We start from the raw sequence: 20,296 nt of genomic DNA, 5'->3' as shown, positions 1-20,296 counted from the left end.
TGTTGGACCCGTGAGGACACCGGCGAATGTGGTGGCGGGACTGGACTTCGGGGGCTTGGGCGACCCGTCGTTCGCGGGCAGTGTCCGCGACGGCGTGGCGCGCATCGAAGAACTGATGGACACCGAGCTGCGCGGCGGCGACGAGCTGATGACCGAGGCGGTCACTCACCTGTTCGACGCCGGCGGCAAGCGCTTCCGCCCGTTGTTCACGGTGTTGTCTGCCCAGCTCGGCCCGGAGCCGGACGCCTGGCAGGTGACGGTCGCCGGCGCGGTGATCGAGCTGGTGCACCTGGCGACGCTCTACCACGACGACGTGATGGACGAGGCGCAGATCCGCCGTGGGACACCGAGTGCGAATGCTCGCTGGGGAAACAACATCGCCATCCTGGCGGGTGACTACCTGTTCGCCACGGCCTCGCGGCTGGTGTCGCGGCTGGGGCCCGAGGCGGTGCGGATCATCGCCGAGACCTTCGCCCAGCTGGTGACCGGGCAGATGCGGGAGACCCGCGGTGCTGTCGACGGTGTGGACGACGTCCAGCACTACCTCAAGGTGGTCTACGAGAAGACGGCGTGCCTGATCTCGGCGTCCGGCCGGTTCGGTGCGACGTTCTCCGGCGCCGACGACGATCAGATCGAGCGGCTGGCCCGCCTCGGCGGGATCGTGGGTACCGCATTCCAGATCGCCGACGACATCATCGACATCGACAGCGAGCCCGACGAGTCCGGCAAGCTGCCCGGCACCGACCTGCGCGAGGGTGTGCACACCCTGCCGGTGCTCTATGCGCTGCAGGATGGCGGGCCGGACGGCGATCGGTTGCGTGAGTTGCTGGTCGGGCCGCTGGAGGACGACGCGCTGGTGGCCGAGGCGTTGGAGCTGCTGCGCCGCTCGTCGGGGATGGCCAAGGCCAAGCAGACGGTGGCCGACTACGCCGAGCAGGCCCGCGCCGAGCTCGCGGCGCTGCCCGACTGTGTGGGGCGCGCGGCGCTGGCCAGCCTGGTCGACTACACCGTCAATCGAGACGGCTGACCACGATTGCGGAACTCGTGCGACCGCGGCGGCGTTTAATGGGCACGATGGTCGTTCTTCAAGGAGGAAGTCGATGACCTGGCATCCGCATCACAACACGGCGAAGACGTTCTTTCTGCTGCTTGTCATGTCGGGATTGATCGTCGCCGTCGGCAGTCTGTTCGGCCGCAACGCCATGTGGATGGCGGTGCTGTTCGCCGTGGCGATGAACGCCTACACCTACTTCAACAGCGACAAGCTGGCGTTGCGGGCCATGCAGGCCCAGCCGGTCACCGAGGTTCAGGCGCCGGAGATGTACCGGATTGTGCGGGAGCTGGCCACCTTGGCGCATCAGCCGATGCCGCGGCTGTATATCAGTGACACCAACGCGCCCAACGCGTTCGCCACCGGACGCAACCCCCGTCACGCCGCGGTGTGCTGCACCAGCGGGATCCTGCGGCTGCTCAACGAGCGTGAGCTGCGGGCGGTGCTGGGCCACGAGCTGTCGCACGTGTACAACCGCGACATCCTGATCTCGTGTGTGGCCGGGGCGCTGGCGTCGGTGATCACCGGCTTGGCCAACATGGCGATGTTCATGGGCAACCGCCGCGACGGCAACCCGCTGGCGATGATGCTGGTCATGCTGGTGGGGCCGCTGGCGGCGTCGGTGGTGCGCATGGCGGTGTCGCGGTCGCGGGAGTACCAGGCCGATGAGTCCGGCGCTGTGCTCTCCGGTGACCCGCTGGCGCTGGCCTCGGCGCTGCGCAAGATCTCCGACGGGGTGGAGGCCGCGCCGTTGCCGCCCGAGCCGCAGCTGGCCAGCCAGTCGCACCTGATGATCGCCAACCCGTTCCGGGCGGGGGAGAAGGTGGGCCAGCTGTTCGCCACCCACCCGCCGATGGCCGACCGGATTCGGCGGCTTGAGGACATGGCCCGGGGATAGCGCGCCGCGCGTCCCGGGCGATTCGCATCGTCACCCTCGCGCGTCCCGGGCGATTCGCACCGTCACCCTTGCGCGTCCCGGGCGCCCCACCCGCCACTTCCGCCCCCGGACCTGTGGACGGATGTCTTAACGAATCAGATAGCGCATGCGCTACTACGGGGCATGAACCATTACACGTACCGCGCGGAATGGTCCCGTGAGTACGACGAATATGTCGCCCGCTGCGTCGAGATGCCCTGGCTGACGCATTGGGCCCCGACCCTGCGCGACGCCATCGCCGGCGTCGAGCAGGCCGTCGACGAACGCCTGGCCGAGGACGACGGCGAATCCGTACCGCCGCCCATCACCGACAAGAAGTTCAGCGGCAACATCCTGGTCCGGACGTCACCGTCGCTGCACGCCCGCCTCGCGGTCGAGGCCGCCGACCAGAACGTGTCGATGAACCACTGGATGGTGCAGAAGTTGGCCGACCGTCCGCCGAGCGGCCTGCTGGACTGGTGATATCGCCGGCGCTATCCGATTTGAACTCATCTCACCCCGTCCGCTGAGATACGCAAGTGGCGCCTGTGGCAGGCGGGGCAAGGGGCCAAGGGGCCAAGGGGGCTGAGGCAAGGGGCAAGGGGCAAGGGGACCTAGAACCCGGTGCCCTCCACCTCATGCCCGGGTGTCTCGGCGATCAGCCCGCGGTAGGCCTGCTCGACGGTCGAGCCGTGGTTGATCACGCCGTCGACCTCGCGGGCGATCGGCATACTCAGTCCGTACTGCGCGGCGAACTTCATGACCACGCTGGCCGCCCGCACGCCCTCGGCGACCTGGTTCATCGACGCGATGATCTCGTCGACCGACTTGCCGGAGCCCAACTGCTCGCCGACGTAGCGGTTGCGGCTGCGCTGGCTGGTGCAGGTGACGATCAGATCCCCCATGCCCGCCAGCCCGGAGAACGTGTCGCGCGCCCCGCCCATCGCCTCACCGAGCTTGGACATCTCGCGCACCGACCGCGACATCACCATCGCCCGGGTGTTCTCGCCGATCCCCAGCGAGTAGCCCATTCCCACGGCGATCGCGTAGACGTTCTTCAACGCGCCGGCCATCTCGACCCCGACCACGTCGTCGGTGGTGTAGACCCGGAACCGCTTGGTGCGGAACAGCGACGCCAGCTCGCACGCCAGGCCCGGGTCGGGCATCGCCAGCACGGCCGCCGCGGCATAACCTTCGGCCACCTCCCGGGCGATGTTCGGGCCGGCCAGAATCCCAGCGGGATGCCCGGGCAGAACCTCGTCGACGATCTGGGACATCCGCATGTTGGTGCCCTGCTCGAGGCCCTTGACCAGCGAGACCACCGGCACCCACGGCCGCAGCTCGGCGGCCAACTCTTCGAGCACGCCGCGGAACCCGTGCGACGGCACCGCCATCACCACCACGTCGGCGCTGTGCGCAGCCTCGGCGAAATCAGTGGTGGCGCGCAGGGTCTCGCTGAGTTCCACCTCGTCGCCCAGGTAGCGGCTGTTGCGGCGGTTGTCGTTGATGTCGGCGGCGGTCGAATCCGATCGCACCCACTGCAGCGTCGGCGCGCGTCGTGAGCAGATGGACGCCACCGTGGTGCCGAACGATCCGCCGCCGAGGACGACGACCTTGGGGGTGCGGGTAGCAGCTGCCATGCAGCGAAGTTACCTCGGGCTAGCCGGCCAGTGGCACGCTTTCGCCGGCCCGCCCGAACACCATCGACTCCTCGATCCGGTCGAAGCGGTAGTCCAGGGCGTCGGCGAAGTAGTTCTGCCGCACGTTCCAGGGCCGCTTGGTACCCGAGCGCGGCAGCGCGTGCGGCGCCCGCAGCACGTATCCGGCCTGGATGTCCCACGCCGACTTCTCGGCCATCGGCTCGTCACCGATATGCGGGTAGGCGTGGGTATACCCGCGAGAAGCCATGTGCTCCAGCAGCTTTGCGGTAGCACGTGCGGTCATGTCGGCGCGCAGCGTCCAGGAGGCGTTGGTGTAGCCCACGCACCAGAACAGGTTCGGCACGCCCTGGAGCATGTGCGCCTTGTAGACGAATCGGTCGGTGGGCTTGATCTCGGTGCCGTCCAAGCTGATCCGCACGCCGCCGAGAGCCTGCAGCTGAAGCCCGGTGGCGGTCACGATCACGTCGGCGTCCAGGTGCCCACCGCCCTGCAACGCGATACCGGTGGCGTCGAAGTGATCGATCCGGTCGGTGACCACGTCCACCCGCCCGGCGCTGATCTCGGCGTAGAGGTCGGCGTCGGGGATCAGGCACAGCCGCTGGTCCCACGGCTCATACGGCGGCTTGAAGTGCTTGTCGACGTCGTATCCCGCCGGCAGGTTCCGCACGGCCGTCTGGCGCAGCATCCACTTCAGCACCGGAGGCGTCTTGCGGGCCAGGAACCAGATCACGCCCTCGAACAGCGCCATGATGAACCGGATGATCGGGTGAGCCACCTTGCGCGGCAACAGTTTTACCAGAACGTCGACGAACGTGCTGTACTTCGAGGCCGAGATCAGATACGTCGGCGTGCGCTGCAGCATGGTGACGTGACCTGCCTGCTCAGCCAGCGCCGGCACCAGCGACATCGCGGTGGCGCCACTGCCGATCACCACCACCCTCTTGCCGGAGTAGTCCAGATCCTCGGGCCAGTGCTGCGGATGCACCACCGTGCCCTGATACGTCTCGACACCCGGGAAGTCCGGGGTGTAGCCGTCGTCGTAGTTGTAGTAACCGGACCCGAAGAAAACGAACCGGGCGCGGTAGGTCTTCGAAGCCCCAGTGGTCCCGTCCGCCACCGTCACCACCCAGGTGTCCGTCGACGAATCCCAGTCGGCCGCCTGGACGTGACTGTTGAACCGGATGAGTTTGTCGATGCCGTGCTTGCGGGCGGCGTCGGTCAGGTACTCGCGGATCTCGGTGCCGTCGGCGACCCGTTCGCGGCCGGTCCACGGCTCATACGGCAGGCAGAGCGTGAAAATGCTGCTGTCCGAGCGCACACCGGGATAGCGGAACAGGTCCCACGTGCCACCGATGCGCTCCCGGCGCTCCAGGATCACCATGCTGGCGCCGGGGTTGCGTTCGGCGATGCGGTAGGCGGCCCCGATGCCGGAGATACCCGCACCGATGATGACGACGTCGACGGCATCCTCGATTGTCATGGCACCCAGCGTAGGCATGGGCCCAGCGGCCCGGTCAGGGAATGGGTCAGCGGGGCTCGAGCAGTACGTCGACGTGCAGGGGAGCGCAGCGATCGATCAGCCAGATCTGGTCAGCGGGGCTGGCGAAAATACGTGCGTGCGAAGGATCCTGGACGAAGGCCGGCGCCGAAGCTCCGCACCGGTCGCCGAAAAACACGTAGGCCTTCGCGTCATTACACTTTCGCGACATCCACACCATGCCGTCGAGGCCGATCGTGTGTGCGGCCTGTGCCCATTTCACGGTGTCGGGGTAGCTGGACGCCGGGCCGGCGGTCAGCTCCGTGGCGGTGGTCTTCAGCCGCCGCAGACCCAGGCCGTGCAGCACCGCGACCCGCAGGTCCCGGGTCGTCTCGACGCGCACCAGTGCCTTGTTGGAGTACTTGTCGTAGGGAAGGAGGCCTCCCTCGACCGGGATGTCGTGCAGCAACGTCTCGGCGATGGCCGCCATTTCGCTGTCGGCGGCGTACATGACCGGCACCACCGGCTTGCCGAAGAACGCGAATCGCGTTGAACCGCCCACCCCAGGGTTGAATTCGGTCGCGGTGCGGGTAGCCGTCATCACGCGATACAGCAGCTCAGCGGCGGGCAGGACGGCGATGTCCGGGTCGAACGGGCTGGGCGGCCCGGTCACCATGAGATGGCGAAGTCTTCGGCCGCCACTTCCGTAACGCGTTCCGGGTCGGTGATGAGGTGGTCGACGGGCCGGTCTCCGTCGAAGTACGTCGTCGGCGCGCACAGCCACTGCACCAGGCCCGCCTCGGACCAGTCGTTGGCCGCGGCCACCTCGCGCAGTCGGGCGATGACGGCCAACGGCTGGCCGTCCGGCCCGAACTGAAATCCGGGATAGACCAGATGGCTGCCGCGGCGGATCGCGACCAGCGCCTTGTTGCGGTGCGCAACGGTGGCATGGTTGCGCGGCGCGCTGGAACGTGACCCCATCAGCCTTCCGGCTTCGCTGCTGGTCAACATGCCGAATTCGGCTTCGATCCCGTTGTAGAGGTTCTGCTCGGCCTGCACCGCCCGGGTGATGGCCGGCTCGGCGTACACGCTGACCGACGACAGCGCGACGCCCACGGCGTGCGCGCTCTCCCGGACGCGCTGCGTCGCGACGGTCAGATCCTCGACTGTGGTCACGACCTCGATTTTACATGCGATTCGTGCGTTAGGCGATGGCGCACGAATCGAACTATCAGCGGTAGTTGACGAACTGCAACGCCACCTCGAGGTCGGCGCCCTTCAGCAGTGCCTGGACGGCCTGCAGGTCGTCGCGCTTCTTCGACGACACCCGGATCTCGTCGCCCTGGATCTGCGCCTTGACACCCTTGGGGCCCTCGTCGCGGATCAGCTTGGTGATCTTCTTCGCGTTCTCGCTGTCGATGCCCTGCTTGAGGGTTCCGCTGACCTTGTAGGTCTTACCGGAGGCCTGCGGCTCGCCGGCGTCGAACGCCTTCATCGAGATGTCGCGGCGGATCAGCTTCTCCTTGAACACGTCGATGGCGGCCTTGACGCGCTCCTCGGTCGAGCTGACCAGCTCGATGCCCTCCTCGCCCTTCCAGGCGATCGTGGTGTCGGTGCCGCGGAAGTCGAACCTGGTGGCCAGCTCCTTGGCGGCCTGGTTCAAGGCGTTGTCGGCCTCCTGGCGATCCACCTTGCTGACGATGTCGAACGATGAATCCGCCATGGATCCGTCCCTTCTCGTTGATGGCTGGCCGGTTTGTACTCGGGGTACATCCTCGTTGTAGTCTGCTAGGCGCGATACGGCAGGTTGTCCGAGCGGCCAATGGAAGCGGACTGTAAATCCGTCGGCGAAAGCCTACACAGGTTCGAATCCTGTACCTGCCACCCAGATCAGGCCCCCTTTTTCAAGGGGGCCTGAGTGGTTTCTACAGCTCGTCGGAGAAGTCCGCGGTGATCCACCGGTCGGGCCGGATCGAATAGATCACCGAGGAGTCGCCATCCATTGCCGCCGCGAAGGCGCGACCGCCCTCCTCGCCCAGGTAGCGGATCGCGATGGTCTCGCGCTGGTCGAGTGGGGCGGGATTGGCCACGTCGACGACGCTGCCCTCGACGATGACGTACTGATACGGCAGCTCCTCGCGCTGCACCACCAGGGTCACCGCGCCGGCCTGCTCGATGAGCTTCGCTTTGCGGGTGCCGGCGCCGGTGTTGACCCGGATGACACCGCCGGGGGTGTAGTCGTACCAGATCGGGACGCTGGCCGGGGGGCGCCCGCCGGTGGCGGCGACGGACAGGACGGCGACGTGTTTGTCGGCCAGGAACTGCTGACGTTCGGCTTCGGTGAAGGGTGTGGGCATGTGGGCTCGAACGAGTGCGGCCGGCGAGGTATTCCACCGGGCTACCAGTCCGGCGACAGTGGCTTGATCCGGGTCCACGGCGTGCAGCCGAAGCTGACGAACGTGCCGTAGGCGGCCCGCGGGTCGATCTCGACCGTCGGCGTACCGAGCGCGATCACCCGCGAACCCGACTCGACGACGCGGTCGCGTGAGTCGAGGACGGAGTAGGTGCACAACCCGCTGGGGCCGACGTCGGCCACGTAGGTGCCGTAAGGCATCGCTTGGGGGACGGCGTAGGCGCCGGCGGGGATGGTTGGCCCGATGTCGGTCGCTGCCAGCCCGAGCATGGGCGACCCGGTGGGTGGAGCGGTGGTGGTGGGCGGCACGGTGGTCGGCGCCATGGCGGTCACGGTCGTCGTCTCCGGCGGTGCCACCGTGGTGATCGCCGTAGTGATCGCGGTGGTGACGGTGGTCGTGGAGGTCACCGGTGCGGCGACCGGCGACGGCGACGGGTTCGAGTCGGTGCTGCCGATCAGATACAGCGCCAGGAACGCGGCCGCCGACAGGCCGACGCCCTTGCGGAGCCGGCGCCGGGGCTTCCGCGGAGCCAGCGCGGCGATCGGAAGCATCGCGAGCGACCCCGCCCGCAACGCGGTGGCGAACTCGGTGCAGCTGTCGTACCGCCTGGCCGGATCCTCGGCCAGGGCCCGGGCCAGGGCCGGCTCGAGAGCGGCCGGATTGAGGCGCACCGGCGGTTTGCCGGTGAGCAGGTGATAGGCGGTGGCGGCCAGCGCGTACTGGTCGGCCCGGCCGTCCAGCGGCTCGCCGCGCAGCTGCTCGGGCGCGGCGTAGAGCAGTGTGCCGACCACCATGTTCGTCGACGTCAGGCCGCTGACCTCCGCCACCCGCAAGCCGATCCCGAAGTCCGCCAACATGATTCGGGCCTCATCCTCGTCTTCGTCGGTCAGCAGGATGTTCGCCGGCTTGACGTCGCGGTGCAGCAGGCCGCGCTGGTGGGCGTAGTCCAAAGCCTCGCCGACGGCGGCGACGATCTCGACCACCAGTCCACGCGGCAGCCCGCGCCGGGTCCGGCGCAGCCGGTGAGCCGCGTCGGAACCGTCGACGTGGTCCATGGCGATCCAGAGCTGGCCCTGGTACTCGCCGCGGTCGTGGACCCCGACGATGTGTGGGTGCCACAGCGTGGCCGCCAGGTCGGCCTCGCGGTTGAACCGCTCCCGGAATGCCGGGTCGGCCGAGACCGCGGCAGGCAACACCTTCAGCGCGTCTCGGCGGGGCAGGCGTGGGTGTTCGGCCAGGTAGACCTCGCCCATGCCGCCGGACCCCAGCAAACGCACGATGCGATAGCCGGCGAAGGTGGAACCCGCGGTGAGCATGCCGTGAAGCTATCCCCGACCACCGACAACCCTCATTTAACGGACGCCTAAGGTCTAAAGTCCTCTAGCGAACACAAGGCTGGTTAGGCTAACCTTCGCCGCATGACACTTCCCCTGCCCGACCGCAAGACCGCTGATCTCCCCGGCCACTGGCTGTTCGCCCGGCTCGGCAAACGTGTCCTGCGGCCCGGCGGGCTCGGCCTGACCCACCGCATGCTGGCCGACGCGCAGCTGTCCGACGCCGACGTCGTCGAACTCGCCCCCGGCATGGGCCGCACCGCCAAGGAGATCCTGGCGCACGCCCCGGGCACCTACACCGGCGTCGAGGCCGACGAGAACGCCGCCGGTGTGGTCCGCTCGGTGGTGGGCGACCACGGCAAGGTGGTCACCGGCGAGGCATCGGAGACCGGCTTGGCTGCCGGCAGCGCCGACGTCGTCATCGGCGAGGCGATGCTGACCATGCAGACCAACGCGCACAAGGCGGAGATCATGCGCGAGGCGTTCCGGGTACTGCGGCCGGGCGGCCGCTACGCCATCCACGAGATGGTGCTGCAACCCGCCGACGTGCCTGAGGCCGTCAAGGAGGAGGTCCGCACCGCGCTGGCCCGCTCCATCAAGGTCAACGCGCGCCCGCTGACCGCCGCGGAGTGGACCGAGCTACTCACCCAGGCCGGCTTCACCGTGGAGAAGACGTCGTTCGCGCCGATGGCGCTGCTGGAGCCGCACCGGCTGATCGCCGACGAGGGCCTGCTGGGCGCGCTGCGGTTCGTGTTCAACGTGCTGCGTGACTCCGACGCGCGGGCCCGCGTGCTCAACATGCGCGCCACGTTCCGCCGCCACAGCGACAACATGGCCGCCATCGAGGTCATCGCCACCAAGCCGGCGGCGTGACGCACTTGCGATGATGGACGGGTGAGCACTCGCGACCGCGACGACGCGGGACGCCCCCGCAACGCCCGCCCGCGTGACCGGCTGGGACGACCGCTGCCGCGTGGCGCCCAGGGTGGCGTGCAGGGCGTGCCCGACGACCTGGACCTGCCGCCGTCGCAGACGCTGGCCTACGCGCAGCTGCTGCTCGACGACGGGTTGGCGTTCAACGCCCACGAGGTGCTGGAGGCCGCCTGGAAACACCGGCCCGACGCCGAGCGTGACCTGTGGCAGGGCCTGGCGCAGCTGGCCGTCGGGGTCACCCACGTCCAGCGCGGCAACGTCACCGGCGCGGTGAGCCTGCTGCGCCGCGGCGCCGACCATCTGGCCGGGCTGCGCGCTCCGGCGCCGTTCGGGATCGACCTGACCGGCCTGCTGCGTTTCGCCGCCGCTCTGGCCGACGACCTGGCCGCGGGCGTGACGATCGACCCGCAGCGCCTGTGCCCCCGGTTGGTCGTGTGAGCGGCCCGAGCCGCTGGACGCTGGCCGACGGACGTGAGCTGTTGTTCTTCAGCCTGCCCGGCCACACCCCGGCCCCGGTGGCCGACCGCCGCCCGCTGCCGCCACGTGATCCCGAGCCGTCGGAGCTGCGTTTCGACCGCGCCACCGGACAGTGGGTGATCATCGCCGCGCAGCGCCAGGACCGAACCTATAAGCCGCCCGCCGACGCGTGTCCGCTGTGCCCGGGTCCGACGGGTCGCAGCAGTGAGGTGCCCGCGGCCGACTACGACGTGGTGGTCTTCGAGAACCGGTTCCCCAGCCTGGCGGGGGACAACGGCCGCTGCGAGGTGATCTGTTTCTCGCCGGATCACACCGGCTCGTTCGCCGAACTGCCGGCGGAGCACGCCCGGCTGGTGGTGCAGGCGTGGCGGCATCGCACCGCTGAGCTGTTGGCGCGCAAGGAGATCGAGCAGGTGTTCTGCTTCGAGAACCGCGGTGAGGAGATCGGGGTGACGCTGGCCCATCCGCACGGCCAGATCTACGGGTATCCGTTCCTGACCCCGCGCACCGCGGCCATGCTGGCTCAGGCCCGCGAGAATCGGATCGCTCACGGCACCAACCTGTTCGCCGATCTGCTGGCCGCCGAGGTGGCCGACGGTTCCCGGATCGTGGCGCGCACCGAGGGGTTCACCGCGTTTGTGCCGTACGCGGCGCGCTGGCCGGTGGAGGTGCACCTGTACCCGAATCGGCGGGTGCACAACCTGACCGAGCTGACCGAGGACGAGCTGGACGACTTTGCGGAGATCTACCGAAATCTGTTGGGACGCTTTGACCGGCTCTACGACGCCCCGCTGCCCTACATGGCCGCACTGCACCAGTACCGTGACACCGGTGAACAGGCCGACGGGTATTTCCACGTGGAGTTGATGTCGATTCGACGCAGCGCCACCAAACTGAAATATCTGGCCGCCTCGGAGTCGGCGATGGACGCGTTCATCGCCGACGTCACCCCGGAGTCCGTCGCCGCCAGGCTGCGTGCGCTGTGATCGCCTACTCCGCGCCGGGCCGGGTCAACCTGATCGGCGAACACACCGACTACAACGGCGGTTTCGCGTTGCCGATCGCGTTGCCGCAGCGCACCAGTGTCATCTTCGACCCCGACGACTCCGACGACCTCACCGTCGTCTCCGACCACGCCGACGGGCCGGTGCGCATCCCGCTGGACACCACCCCGGGTGGGGTGACGGGCTGGGCGGCCTATGTCGCCGGGGTGGTGTGGGCGCTACGCGACAGCGGTTTCGCGGTGTCCGGCGGAACCATGTCGATCAGCAGTGACGTGCCGATCGGGTCGGGGCTGTCGTCCTCGGCGGCGCTGGAGTGCGCGGTACTGGGGGCGCTGACGTCGGGGGTGCCGATCGACCGGATCGAGCTGGCCCGGCTCGGGCAGCGCGCCGAGAACGACTATGTCGGCGCCCCAACGGGTTTGCTGGATCAGCTGTCGTCACTGTTCGGGGAGGTGGCCAGCGCGATGCTGATCGACTTCCGCGACCTCGCAGTGCACCCGGTGCCGTTCGACCCGGATGCCTCCGGGGTGGCGCTGCTGCTGTTCGACTCTGGGCAGCGGCACGGCCACGTCGACGGCGAGTACGCGGCGCGGCGGGCCTCCTGTGAACGGGCCGCCGCCGCGCTGGGCGTGACATCGCTGCGCGAGGTGCAGCACCGCGGCGTCGACGTGCTGGCGGCTATCACCGATCCGGTCGATGCGCGCCGCGCCCGCCACGTGCTGACCGAGAACGAACGGGTGCTGGACTTGGTCGCCGCGTGCGCGGAATTGGACTTCGCCGCGGCGGGGAGGCTGTTCACCGAGTCGCACGCCTCGATGCGCGACGACTTCGAGATCACCACCGAGCACATCGATCTGATCGCCGACGCCGCGGTGGCCGCCGGGGCGTTGGGTGCCCGGATGACCGGCGGCGGATTCGGCGGCTGTGTGATCGCGTTGGTGCCGGCCGAGTTGACGCTCAAGGTCGGCGATGCGGTGCGTAGCGCGGTCATGCAGGCGGGTTACGACGAGCCGGACTTCAGCCGGGTGTTCGCGGCCGCCGGGGCCGGGTGATTTAAGTATATTTTTGGTGTATGGCGCGCACCAATATCGATCTCGATGATGAACTCACCGCTGAGGTGATGCGTCGCTTCGGTGTGACGACGAAGAAGGCGGCCGTGGATCTCGCCTTGCGGCGCCTGGTCGGCACCCCCCTGAGTCGTGAATTCCTGCTCGGCCTCGAGGGCATCGGCTGGGACGGTGACCTCGATGAACTACGGAGTGAATCGCCCGGCGGCATCCGATGAGCCGGATCAGGTGGTGACCTGCGAGCCGGTAGCGATGGAGATCTTGGCCGGGGCGACCACGGACACCAGGTACGGCAGACTCGAGCGCCTGGTCAACGGTTTGCAGTCGCTGGCAGTCGAGCCGGCACGTGACTTTCGTTCGGCCGCCGACATCTTCCGTGCGGCGCGACGCTCGGGCCGGACCGTCCGCAGCATCAACGACTGCCTGATCGCCGCCATCGCGCTGCGCTGAGACGAGATCAGGTGATCCGGTAGTCGGGCAGGTCGAAGTCGTCGCGCACCCCGCCGGCGAGCAGGTTGGCCAGCGGCCGAAGGTTCATCGCCCGGATCGCCGCGCGACGAAACCACAGCCCGAATCGTGTTCGGGTGGCGAAGAACCCGAGGAATTGGCGGGCCCCGCCCTGTTTGCTCTCGATGAATGGCCGCAGCCGGGTTTCGTAGCGTTCGAAGGCCCGCCGGTGGTCGCCGTCGCGCAGCTCGCCGGCCAGTACATAGGCCTCGGTGATCGCCAGGCCGGTGCCCTCACCGCCCAGCAGTGAGATGCACCCGGCGGCGTCGCCGACCAGCAGCACCCGCCCCCGCGACCAGCGCTCCATGCGGACCTGGCTGACCACATCGAAGTAGAGGTCCTCGGTGCGGTCGAGCGCGTCCAACATCTGCCGGCACTCCCATCCGGCATCCCCGAACTGGTTGCGCAACGCGGCTTTCGGGTCGGCGTCGACCTCGGCGGACGGGTCGCGGTAGACGAACAGGAACATGGTGCGGTCGTTGCGCAATGCCACCCGTGCCGCCTGCCGGCCGGGCACGGCGTAGGTGACGTAGGTCAGTTCGTCGCGGGGCCGGTAGCCGTCGACGACGCAGGCGGCGACCTTGCAGCCCAGGTAGTGCTCGAAGTCGCGGTGCGGGCCGAACACCAGCCGGCGCACGTTCGAGTGCAGGCCGTCGGCGCCGATCAGCAGGTCGAAGTCACGCGGTCCGGCGTGTGCGAACGTCAGCGCCACGCCGTCGTCGTGCTCGTTGACGGCGGTGATGGTGTCGCCGTAGATCATCTCGACGTCATCGGCGATGGTGGCGCGGATGGTGGCGGCCAGGTCCCCGCGGGGCAGGCTGGTGAAATCCTGGCCGAGCAGGTGCCGAAAGACGTTGGTGTCCAAGGCTGCAACGGGGTTGCCGTCAGCGCCGACGGTCCGCACGGACTCGATCTCATAGCCCGCTTCTAGGAGCGCTGCCTCGATGCCCATGCGGCGGGCCACGGTGTATCCGACGCCCCAGAAGTCGATCATGTAGCCGCCGGACCGGAAGGCCGGGGCCTGCTCGATCACGGTCGGGGTGTGACCGGTGCGGTGCAACCAGTGTGCGAGTGCCGTCCCGGCCACTCCTGCACCGCTGATCGCGATCCGCATCGGCTCAGATCATCTCGTTATCGGTCAGCCACCGCATCACCGGCCAGCCGATGAACACCGGCAGCCAGCAGGTCAGCACCCGGTAGAGCAGTACCGAGGGCACCGCCAGCGCGGCGGGCACCCCGAACGCGGCCAGCCCACCGATCAGGGCGGCCTCCACGGCGCCGACCCCGCCGGGCGTCGGCGCGGCCGCGGCCAGCGTGCCGCCGACCATGGTCACCACGGTGACGGTCACAAACGACGTGTTGCCGCCGAAGGCCTCCACGCTGGCCCACAACGCCAGTGCCGCACCCAAAGTGGTGCCGGCCGCACCCAACACGATCAACGCCAGCCGCTTGGGTTCGCGGGCCAACTCGATCAGGTCGGAGGTGACTTCGGCCAGGCGGGGGCGCAGCGCGGTGGTCAACCACCGGCGCAGGTTGGGTACCAGAAGTACGATGCCGGCCAGGCCCAGTGCCACACCGGCGATCAGATACAGCAGGTTGGGGCTGGGCACGAAGTGCGACAGATTCGCCGAGGCCCCGGCGGCGGTGGTGAAGATGACCAGCAGGATCACGTGCACGATCACCTGCACCGACTGCTGCAGTGCCACCGCAGCGGTGGCCCGCAGGGTGCTCAGGCCGCCCTTGACCAGAAACCGGGTGCTCAACGCCAGGCCACCGACGCCGGCCGGGGTGGTGGTGGCCGCAAAGGTGTTGGCCACCTGCATGATCGCGAGATTGCGGAAGCTGACCATGCCGTTGGCGCAGGCCCACAGTGCACCGGCGGCGCCCACATAGGTCAGCGACGATACGATCAGTCCCAGTAGTGCCCAGGACCAGTTGGCATGCCGCAGTTGGGAAAAGAACGTCGGCACCTGGCTGATGAACGGATAGGCGACGTACACCAGGCCGCCCAGCAGCGCCAGCTGGATGATCTGGCTGCGGGTGAACCGGGTGATGGTCTTGGTCTGGATCTCATCGGTGTTGGTCTGATGCTTGACCTCGTCGCGGGCGGCGGAGATCACCGCGCCGACGTCGGGCACCGCCTTGCGCAGCCGGGCCGGCATCGCCGACTTGGTGAGTCGTCGCGATGCCGCCAATACCGCTGTGCGGCCGAAGCTTCCGATTGCCGCACGCACCGCGCTGGCCGCGTCGTACAGCGACGACGTCGTCACCAACAATTGGGCGATGTCGGACTGCAGCTGGGTGACGGTGGCGCCGTACTCGGCGTTGCCGAACCCGCCGAACAGCACGGTGCCGTCGTCGACGGTCATCTCCTTGCTGCGCAGATCGCCGTGCGCAATCTGCTGATCGTGCAGGCGGGCCAACGACTCCCAGGGCTTGTTCACCGGGGTGTCGGCCACACAGTCCGCGATCGGGACGCCGCGGTTCGGAGTGTGCGCGTACAGCGTCCAGCCGCGATCCAGGGAGGCGACGGCGACGGTGTCGGAGTTGGCCAGGTGCGCATCGCCGATCGCTATCGCCATCAGCGCGCGGTGCTCCACGGCGCGGTGCAGGGAGGCGTGCAGCGGTGCGGTCTCGGTGGTGCGCAACCGCAGCTTGCGCCAGAGTTGACGCAGCGCGCCGCCGCTGCGCTGGTTGGGCCCGTACAGCTCGATGACGGCCGGGTGCTCGCCGGCGTTGGACAGCACCAGCGGGCCGGGGCCGGCCGGCCGGACGACGGTCAGTTCGGTGACGGTGCGGCCGCGCCTGGCCAGCGCGCGCACGGCACCGTCGAGGGGCACCTCCAGCGCGGGGGTGCCGACGATCAGGACCACCAGGGCCCCGACGAACCAGCCGACGGCCAGGCCGAGCAGCGAGCGGGCGGGCACGATCGCGCTGACCACGAGGTGGATCGGCACGAAGGCCAGCAGCAGCACCCACCACCAGCGTCGCCAGCGGGCCGGCAGCCACGGACCCGACACCGTCAGCATCGCGGCGAGCATCGCGATCCAGCGCGGGTCGTCGAGGAACTGCGCCAGCGTGGTGGCCAGGCGTTCGGACAGGTCGAAATGCCAGGCGGGGGCGGCCAGCCCGTTGCTGCGGATGGACAGCGACACCACCGCCAGCAACCCGGAGACGGCGTAGGCGCCCAGCAGCTTCCACTGCCGCGAGGCCACCAAGCCGATCAGGATCGCGAACGGCAACACCAGGATCGCGATGCCGTAGGCCAGATAGACCAGGTTGGCGTGGGCGGGGGAGAGCACCCCGATGATTTGGGAGATCGACCGCTCCAGTGCCACCCATTCGTAGCGGGTGACCAGGGAACTGGTGATGACGGCGGCGAGGAACAGGGCCGCCAGCAACAGGCGCAGGATGTCGTTGGTGCGTCGGGCCAGCGGCTGCAATAGGTTGCCGGTGACGGCGACATCGCGCCCCTCAACTCGCATGATCACTTTCGTTCCGTCTGGTGCCGCTTCCCGACGCGGCTCGCCACAACTTAACCGGTGAGCGGGCGTGTCACGCCATTTTGTCGGCGATCAGAGCGGGTAGTGCACCCCGGTCATCTTCTCCGACTCCTCCCACAGCCGGCGCCACAGCCGCTGATCTTTCGACAACGAGCTCGACGGGCACGGGCCCACCGGGCCGCGGGCCTGGTTCAGCTTCGTCGGGCCCCAGTAGGTGTCGACGTCGGCGTCGGTGGTCGCGGCCAGCAGGATCGACTCGGCGGCCCGCTCGGGCCGCTGGCCGATCAGCCCCATACCGAACTTGGTGACCAGGCCCGGCAGCGACCTGTCGCTGTCGAACAGCTCGGTGTCCGACACCCCGGGATGCACGCAGTAGGAGCGTAGCGGCGAGCCGGCCGCGACCAGCCGTTGTTGCAGGTCGCGGGCGAACATCAGGTTGGCCAGCTTGGACTGGGCGTAGGCCAGGTTGCGCTGGTAGAACCGGTGCTCGTAGTTGAGGTCGTCGATCCAGAACTTCGGGGTCTGCTTGTGCGCGATGCTCGACACCGTCACCACCCGGTCGCCGATGCGGTCCAGCAGCAGCCCCGTCAGCGCGAAATGTCCCAGGTGGTTGACCCCGAACTGGGTCTCGAACCCGTCGACCGTGCGTCGCATCGGGATGTTCATGATCCCGGCGTTGTTGATCAGCACGTCGAACCGGCTCTGCTGCGCGGCGAAGTCGCGCACCGAGGCCAGGCTGCCCAGATCCAGCGCGGCCACCGTGACGTCGCCGCCGATGTCGTCGGCGATCTGCTGGGCCTTGGCGGTGTTGCGGCAGGCCATCACCACGGTGGCGCCCTTGGCACCCAGCGTTCGGGTGACGATCTCACCGAGGCCGCCGTTGGCGCCGGTGACCACGAAGGTACGGCCGTGCTGATCGGGAGTGTCGCCGATGGTGAATGCCATGCGCCAAACGCTACCGCGATGCTCACCGCGCGCCCTATGAGACCAGCACCGCACCGCGCTCGGTGATGACGTGCACCTGCTCGCCCCCGATGGCCTCCAGGTAGCCGCGACGCAACGTCACTGCCACTCCACCGGGCAGTCCCGGGATGGCGAAGCGCGCCGACCCCCCGGCCGCCTCGTGCAGCACGGTGACCGGGGGATAGCGCAGCAGGGTTCGCAGGGAGTGGTCATCGTGGCCCTCGAAGAGCCGGGCGGTGCGGATCGCGCCGTCGATCGCCCACTCCAGATTGGAGTCCAGGGCGCGCACCCGCTCGTCCGACAGCGGCGACGGCGGTGGCGCCAACAACGTCGTCAACTCCGGCGGGTGGCAGGCCTCGACGGCGATGTCGTACGCGGTCGCACCCCGCGCGTCGCGCAGGCAGCGCAGTGCACCGCGTTCGAGCAGTGCGCCAACGACTTTCACCGGCGCACCGTGACAGGCGGCGTGATGCAGCGGGGTGAGCCACTCGGCGCCCCCGGGCCGCCACTGATTGACGCTGAGTGCCGGGGTGTTTGCGAGCAGGTCGAGCAGCGCCGGCCAGTCGCCGGCGTCGGCCAGATCGGCCAGGTGGTGCCCGGCTGTGACCAGGTCCTCCGACAGCAATGAAGGTTCCAGCACGCCGGGCCAATCTAACGGTGGTTCGTCCATGTCCAGAACCTAGACGGGCCCACCGACAAGCGCCGTCGGCGAACGTGAGCACCGGGACCTGTCGGTACCCGCCGATACCCTGGAGTCAACTGCTGGGAAAGGGGCGCAATGGAACTATCTGTTGCACAACGTGACCGGGCCTGCGGCGCACTGCTGGCCACCGCTGCCGGTGACGCTTTGGGTGCCGGCTACGAGTTCGACGGGCCCCGCGGGCCGGGTGAGCCGATCGACATGATCGGTGGTGGGTTGGGGGCGTTCACGCCCGGCGAATGGACCGACGACACGTCGATGGCGATCGCGATCGCCGAGGTCGCCGCCACCGGTGCCGATCTGGCATCCGAGCCGGCGCAGGACGCCGTCGTCGCCCGCTGGTACGAGTGGTCGAAGAATGCCAAGGACATCGGCGTGCAGACCCGGGCCGTGCTCTCGGCTGCCGCCCGGCGCGGGATCGGTGCCCAGAGCGCGCGGCAGGAGTCCGAAGCCCTGCATCGCAGCTCCGGGCGCACCGCGGGCAACGGGTCGCTGATGCGCACCGCACCGGTGGCGCTGGCCTACCTCGATGACGAGGCGGGGCTGGTCGCCACCGCCCGGGTGATCAGCGAGCTCACCCACTTCGACCCCGACGCCGGGGACGCGTGCGTGTTGTGGTGCACCGCGATCCGTCACGCCGTGCTGACCGGCGAGATGAATGTGCGAATCGGGTTGGCGCACTTGGACACCGAGCGTAGGCAGTTGTGGGGGCAGCGTCTCGACGAGGCCGAACACGCCCAGCCGCGCGACTTCACCCACAACAACGGGTGGGTGGTCGCCGCGCTGCAGGGTGCCTGGTCGGCGATCACCACGACGGCGGTTCCCGAGCAGGACCCGGCCGCCGGGGTGTTCGGTGTCGACCATCTGCGGTCGGCGTTGGAGGCCGCGGTGCGCGGTGGTGGTGACACCGACACCGTCGCCGCGATCGCCGGCGGACTGTTGGGCGCGGTCTACGGGGCATCGGCGGTGCCGTCGCGGTGGCGGATGCTGCTGTGCGGCTGGCCGGGGCTGTCGACCCGTGGACTGATCCAGCTGGGCGAGAACATCATCGACCACGGTGCGCCGAAACCCTTCGACTACAGCTATGGCGGCTACCCGGAGGCCCGCCAGATCGTCGCGCATCCACATGACGACAAGGTGTGGATCGGCGGGGTGGCCGCGCTGCACCACCTGCCCGAGGGCATCGACGCGGTGGTGTCGCTGTGCCGGGTAGCCGACACCGATATCCCTTCCGGGGCAACGCAGCTCGACGTGCGCCTGATCGACAGGGACGAGGCGGAGCAGAACCCGAACCTCGACTTCGTGCTGCTCGACACCGCGCAGGCGATCGAGGCGCTGCGCGCCGAGGGGCGCACCGTGTTCCTGCACTGCGTGCAGGCCTACAGCCGCACCCCCACCATCGCCGCGCTCTACGGCGCGCGCAAGCAGGGCATCGACATAGACGACGCACTGGCCGATGTGCGTGCGGTGCTGGCGGATGCGCGGCCGAACCGTGCGTTTCGGGCGGCGCTGCAGCGGTTGGTTCCGGGGCAGCGATGAACACCGACTGGGATTTTCGGACCGTTGCCTACCTCTGGGATCCGCGGCTCGGGGCGATCAACGCCGGGGCCGACCGTCTTGAAGCGCTCGACGAGGACGCCCGGGCGGAAAGCATCGCAGCACTGGGCGGCCGGGTGGCTGCGCTGGCGGGTGAGATGGACGACGGGTGGCTGGTCAGCACGGCCTACTTCATGGTCGACGATCTGTACAAGTCGTGCTTCCACCAATTGCTGTGGTCACTCGAGGCCGAGGAGTACATCCGCGCCACTGCCGGTGTGGTGATGCAGGAGCTGGCCCGCCGGGAGTTCGTGCTCCACTACGTGATCGACAACCAGGAGTGCGAAGCCAAACTGGCTGACCGGCTCACCGGCATTCCACTGCCATTCTGGGCGGCCGGGCTGTTCGTGACCGGACCGCAGATCATGGCGCTGGAGTTGATGGAGCAAGCAGACCGTCAGCCCAGGGCGGTCAGCGCCATTCCGCGCTACCGCGCCGAGGGCCAGCACCTCGCCGATCAGTTGATCCTGCGCTGCCACCGTGAGCGCCGGCCGTCGGTGTATCTCAATATGGATCTCGACGACGACGCGCCGGCGCTGTCCCTGGAGGTGGCGTTGTCTCCCAAGGACACATCCGGCGCCATCGTCATCTTCCGCAACGAGGCCCCGGCGATCGGGTCCTTCGCCTACATCACCCCACCACCGGGGGTCATCCTGCCGCAGGGGTAGCCAGGCCTGTCGGTACCCACCGATA

Annotated in this window: 22 protein-coding genes and 1 tRNA gene; 12 read left to right on the top strand and 11 right to left on the bottom strand. The window is 68.7% G+C overall.

Features of this window, described 5'->3' with window-relative positions; genetic code table 11:
- The first annotated feature begins 10 nt into the window (after positions 1-10).
- The 3 genes from grcC1 (at position 11) to K6T84_RS07660 (ending at position 2,450) form a co-directional block, all read left to right on the top strand.
- Positions 11-1,027: a nonaprenyl/(2E,6E)-farnesyl/geranylgeranyl diphosphat synthase gene (gene grcC1 / locus K6T84_RS07670; protein ID WP_225401331.1), complete on the top strand. Its 1,017-nt coding sequence runs from the start codon at positions 11-13 to the stop codon at positions 1,025-1,027.
- A gap of 73 nt (positions 1,028-1,100) precedes the next feature.
- Positions 1,101-1,949, top strand: a complete 849-nt coding sequence (gene htpX, locus K6T84_RS07665) for a zinc metalloprotease HtpX (protein ID WP_225398396.1) — start codon at positions 1,101-1,103, stop codon at positions 1,947-1,949.
- A 162-nt stretch (positions 1,950-2,111) separates the two neighbouring features.
- Positions 2,112-2,450 carry a type II toxin-antitoxin system HicB family antitoxin gene (locus K6T84_RS07660; RefSeq protein WP_225401332.1) on the top strand — a complete coding sequence of 113 codons (339 nt, stop codon included), beginning with the start codon at positions 2,112-2,114 and terminating at the stop codon, positions 2,448-2,450.
- 131 nt (positions 2,451-2,581) lie between these two features.
- On the opposite strand, the gene K6T84_RS07655 is transcribed toward K6T84_RS07660, so the two are convergent.
- The 5 genes from K6T84_RS07655 to K6T84_RS07635 are packed head-to-tail and all read right to left on the bottom strand — an operon-like array spanning position 2,582 to position 6,828.
- Positions 2,582-3,607, bottom strand: a complete 1,026-nt coding sequence (locus K6T84_RS07655; RefSeq protein WP_225401333.1) for an NAD(P)H-dependent glycerol-3-phosphate dehydrogenase — start codon at positions 3,605-3,607, stop codon at positions 2,582-2,584.
- Positions 3,608-3,626: 19 nt separating this feature from the next.
- Positions 3,627-5,108, bottom strand: coding sequence for a flavin-containing monooxygenase (locus tag K6T84_RS07650; protein ID WP_225401334.1), 1,482 nt, complete (start codon positions 5,106-5,108; stop codon positions 3,627-3,629).
- Positions 5,109-5,154: 46 nt separating this feature from the next.
- A complete protein-coding gene (locus K6T84_RS07645; protein ID WP_225401335.1) occupies positions 5,155-5,781 on the bottom strand; it encodes an RES family NAD+ phosphorylase in 627 nt (208 codons plus the stop codon).
- On the bottom strand, positions 5,775-6,281 hold the full coding sequence (locus K6T84_RS07640; protein WP_225401336.1) for a hypothetical protein: 507 nt from the start codon (positions 6,279-6,281) through the stop codon (positions 5,775-5,777). The genes K6T84_RS07645 and K6T84_RS07640 overlap by 7 nt, the downstream gene beginning before the upstream one ends.
- Positions 6,282-6,336: 55 nt before the next feature.
- Positions 6,337-6,828 (bottom strand): YajQ family cyclic di-GMP-binding protein, encoded by a 492-nt coding sequence (locus K6T84_RS07635; RefSeq protein ID WP_225398402.1) that lies wholly within the window; start codon positions 6,826-6,828, stop codon positions 6,337-6,339.
- A gap of 78 nt (positions 6,829-6,906) precedes the next feature.
- On the opposite strand from K6T84_RS07635, the gene K6T84_RS07630 reads away from it, so the two are divergent.
- A tRNA-Tyr gene (locus K6T84_RS07630) sits at positions 6,907-6,989 on the top strand.
- A 41-nt stretch (positions 6,990-7,030) separates the two neighbouring features.
- On the opposite strand, the gene K6T84_RS07625 is transcribed toward K6T84_RS07630, so the two are convergent.
- Both K6T84_RS07625 and K6T84_RS07620 read right to left on the bottom strand, forming a co-directional pair.
- The gene (locus K6T84_RS07625) at positions 7,031-7,462 is read right to left on the bottom strand and encodes a pyridoxamine 5'-phosphate oxidase family protein (protein WP_225401337.1); all 432 of its coding nucleotides are present in this window, start codon (positions 7,460-7,462) and stop codon (positions 7,031-7,033) included.
- Between the two features lie 41 nt (positions 7,463-7,503).
- Positions 7,504-8,835, bottom strand: coding sequence for a serine/threonine-protein kinase (locus K6T84_RS07620; RefSeq protein ID WP_225401338.1), 1,332 nt, complete (start codon positions 8,833-8,835; stop codon positions 7,504-7,506).
- A 102-nt stretch (positions 8,836-8,937) separates the two neighbouring features.
- Between K6T84_RS07620 and K6T84_RS07615 the strand changes: the two genes are divergently transcribed.
- The 6 genes from K6T84_RS07615 to K6T84_RS07590 are packed head-to-tail and all read left to right on the top strand — an operon-like array spanning position 8,938 to position 12,784.
- The gene (locus K6T84_RS07615) at positions 8,938-9,726 is read left to right on the top strand and encodes a class I SAM-dependent methyltransferase (RefSeq protein WP_225401339.1); all 789 of its coding nucleotides are present in this window, start codon (positions 8,938-8,940) and stop codon (positions 9,724-9,726) included.
- Between the two features lie 21 nt (positions 9,727-9,747).
- The gene (locus K6T84_RS07610) at positions 9,748-10,224 is read left to right on the top strand and encodes a DUF309 domain-containing protein (RefSeq protein ID WP_225401340.1); all 477 of its coding nucleotides are present in this window, start codon (positions 9,748-9,750) and stop codon (positions 10,222-10,224) included.
- Positions 10,221-11,249: a galactose-1-phosphate uridylyltransferase gene (galT, locus tag K6T84_RS07605; RefSeq protein WP_225401341.1), complete on the top strand. Its 1,029-nt coding sequence runs from the start codon at positions 10,221-10,223 to the stop codon at positions 11,247-11,249. Before K6T84_RS07610 ends, galT begins: the two co-directional genes overlap by 4 nt.
- Positions 11,246-12,319, top strand: a complete 1,074-nt coding sequence (locus K6T84_RS07600; RefSeq protein WP_225401342.1) for a galactokinase — start codon at positions 11,246-11,248, stop codon at positions 12,317-12,319. Before galT ends, K6T84_RS07600 begins: the two co-directional genes overlap by 4 nt.
- Positions 12,320-12,339: 20 nt before the next feature.
- On the top strand, positions 12,340-12,552 hold the full coding sequence (locus tag K6T84_RS07595) for a type II toxin-antitoxin system VapB family antitoxin (RefSeq protein WP_225401343.1): 213 nt from the start codon (positions 12,340-12,342) through the stop codon (positions 12,550-12,552).
- Positions 12,515-12,784, top strand: coding sequence for a PIN domain-containing protein (locus K6T84_RS07590; RefSeq protein WP_304621320.1), 270 nt, complete (start codon positions 12,515-12,517; stop codon positions 12,782-12,784). Before K6T84_RS07595 ends, K6T84_RS07590 begins: the two co-directional genes overlap by 38 nt.
- A 7-nt stretch (positions 12,785-12,791) precedes the next feature.
- Here the strand turns inward: K6T84_RS07590 and K6T84_RS07585 are convergent, their stop codons facing one another.
- The 4 genes from K6T84_RS07585 to K6T84_RS07570 form a co-directional block, all read right to left on the bottom strand.
- Positions 12,792-13,955, bottom strand: a complete 1,164-nt coding sequence (locus K6T84_RS07585) for an FAD-binding domain (RefSeq protein ID WP_225401344.1) — start codon at positions 13,953-13,955, stop codon at positions 12,792-12,794.
- Positions 13,956-13,959: 4 nt separating this feature from the next.
- Positions 13,960-16,326, bottom strand: a complete 2,367-nt coding sequence (locus tag K6T84_RS07580) for a lysylphosphatidylglycerol synthase transmembrane domain-containing protein (protein ID WP_225401345.1) — start codon at positions 16,324-16,326, stop codon at positions 13,960-13,962.
- A gap of 90 nt (positions 16,327-16,416) precedes the next feature.
- The gene (locus tag K6T84_RS07575) at positions 16,417-17,289 is read right to left on the bottom strand and encodes an oxidoreductase (RefSeq protein WP_225401346.1); all 873 of its coding nucleotides are present in this window, start codon (positions 17,287-17,289) and stop codon (positions 16,417-16,419) included.
- A gap of 34 nt (positions 17,290-17,323) precedes the next feature.
- Positions 17,324-17,947: an ankyrin repeat domain-containing protein gene (locus K6T84_RS07570; RefSeq protein ID WP_224864405.1), complete on the bottom strand. Its 624-nt coding sequence runs from the start codon at positions 17,945-17,947 to the stop codon at positions 17,324-17,326.
- 138 nt (positions 17,948-18,085) lie between these two features.
- On the opposite strand from K6T84_RS07570, the gene K6T84_RS07565 reads away from it, so the two are divergent.
- Positions 18,086-19,546 carry an ADP-ribosylglycohydrolase family protein gene (locus tag K6T84_RS07565; protein WP_225401347.1) on the top strand — a complete coding sequence of 487 codons (1,461 nt, stop codon included), beginning with the start codon at positions 18,086-18,088 and terminating at the stop codon, positions 19,544-19,546.
- Complete coding sequence (locus K6T84_RS07560; RefSeq protein WP_225401348.1) at positions 19,543-20,271, top strand: hypothetical protein; 729 nt, start codon at positions 19,543-19,545, stop codon at positions 20,269-20,271. The genes K6T84_RS07565 and K6T84_RS07560 overlap by 4 nt, the downstream gene beginning before the upstream one ends.
- The last annotated feature ends 25 nt before the right edge of the window (positions 20,272-20,296 follow it).

The organism is Mycobacterium zoologicum, from assembly GCF_020181635.2.
GTDB classification, from domain to species: domain Bacteria; phylum Actinomycetota; class Actinomycetes; order Mycobacteriales; family Mycobacteriaceae; genus Mycobacterium; species Mycobacterium zoologicum.
This window is presented reverse-complemented; position numbering and strand designations above follow the sequence as displayed.

What these genes read in the sequence shown, in the direction of transcription:
- K6T84_RS07590 (WP_304621320.1), top strand. Translation starts at nt 12,515, where the DNA reads ATGAACTACGGAGTGAATCGCCCGGCGGCATCCGATGAGCCGGATCAG.
- K6T84_RS07575 (WP_225401346.1), bottom strand. Translation starts at nt 17,289, where the DNA reads ATGGCATTCACCATCGGCGACACTCCCGATCAGCACGGCCGTACCTTC.
- K6T84_RS07625 (WP_225401337.1), bottom strand. Translation starts at nt 7,462, where the DNA reads ATGCCCACACCCTTCACCGAAGCCGAACGTCAGCAGTTCCTGGCCGAC.
- K6T84_RS07615 (WP_225401339.1), top strand. Translation starts at nt 8,938, where the DNA reads ATGACACTTCCCCTGCCCGACCGCAAGACCGCTGATCTCCCCGGCCAC.
- K6T84_RS07595 (WP_225401343.1), top strand. Translation starts at nt 12,340, where the DNA reads ATGGCGCGCACCAATATCGATCTCGATGATGAACTCACCGCTGAGGTG.
- K6T84_RS07620 (WP_225401338.1), bottom strand. Translation starts at nt 8,835, where the DNA reads ATGCTCACCGCGGGTTCCACCTTCGCCGGCTATCGCATCGTGCGTTTG.
- K6T84_RS07565 (WP_225401347.1), top strand. Translation starts at nt 18,086, where the DNA reads ATGGAACTATCTGTTGCACAACGTGACCGGGCCTGCGGCGCACTGCTG.
- K6T84_RS07635 (WP_225398402.1), bottom strand. Translation starts at nt 6,828, where the DNA reads ATGGCGGATTCATCGTTCGACATCGTCAGCAAGGTGGATCGCCAGGAG.
- K6T84_RS07560 (WP_225401348.1), top strand. Translation starts at nt 19,543, where the DNA reads ATGAACACCGACTGGGATTTTCGGACCGTTGCCTACCTCTGGGATCCG.
- htpX (WP_225398396.1), top strand. Translation starts at nt 1,101, where the DNA reads ATGACCTGGCATCCGCATCACAACACGGCGAAGACGTTCTTTCTGCTG.
- K6T84_RS07655 (WP_225401333.1), bottom strand. Translation starts at nt 3,607, where the DNA reads ATGGCAGCTGCTACCCGCACCCCCAAGGTCGTCGTCCTCGGCGGCGGA.
- K6T84_RS07650 (WP_225401334.1), bottom strand. Translation starts at nt 5,108, where the DNA reads ATGACAATCGAGGATGCCGTCGACGTCGTCATCATCGGTGCGGGTATC.
- K6T84_RS07660 (WP_225401332.1), top strand. Translation starts at nt 2,112, where the DNA reads ATGAACCATTACACGTACCGCGCGGAATGGTCCCGTGAGTACGACGAA.
- K6T84_RS07585 (WP_225401344.1), bottom strand. Translation starts at nt 13,955, where the DNA reads ATGCGGATCGCGATCAGCGGTGCAGGAGTGGCCGGGACGGCACTCGCA.
- K6T84_RS07580 (WP_225401345.1), bottom strand. Translation starts at nt 16,326, where the DNA reads ATGCGAGTTGAGGGGCGCGATGTCGCCGTCACCGGCAACCTATTGCAG.
- K6T84_RS07645 (WP_225401335.1), bottom strand. Translation starts at nt 5,781, where the DNA reads ATGGTGACCGGGCCGCCCAGCCCGTTCGACCCGGACATCGCCGTCCTG.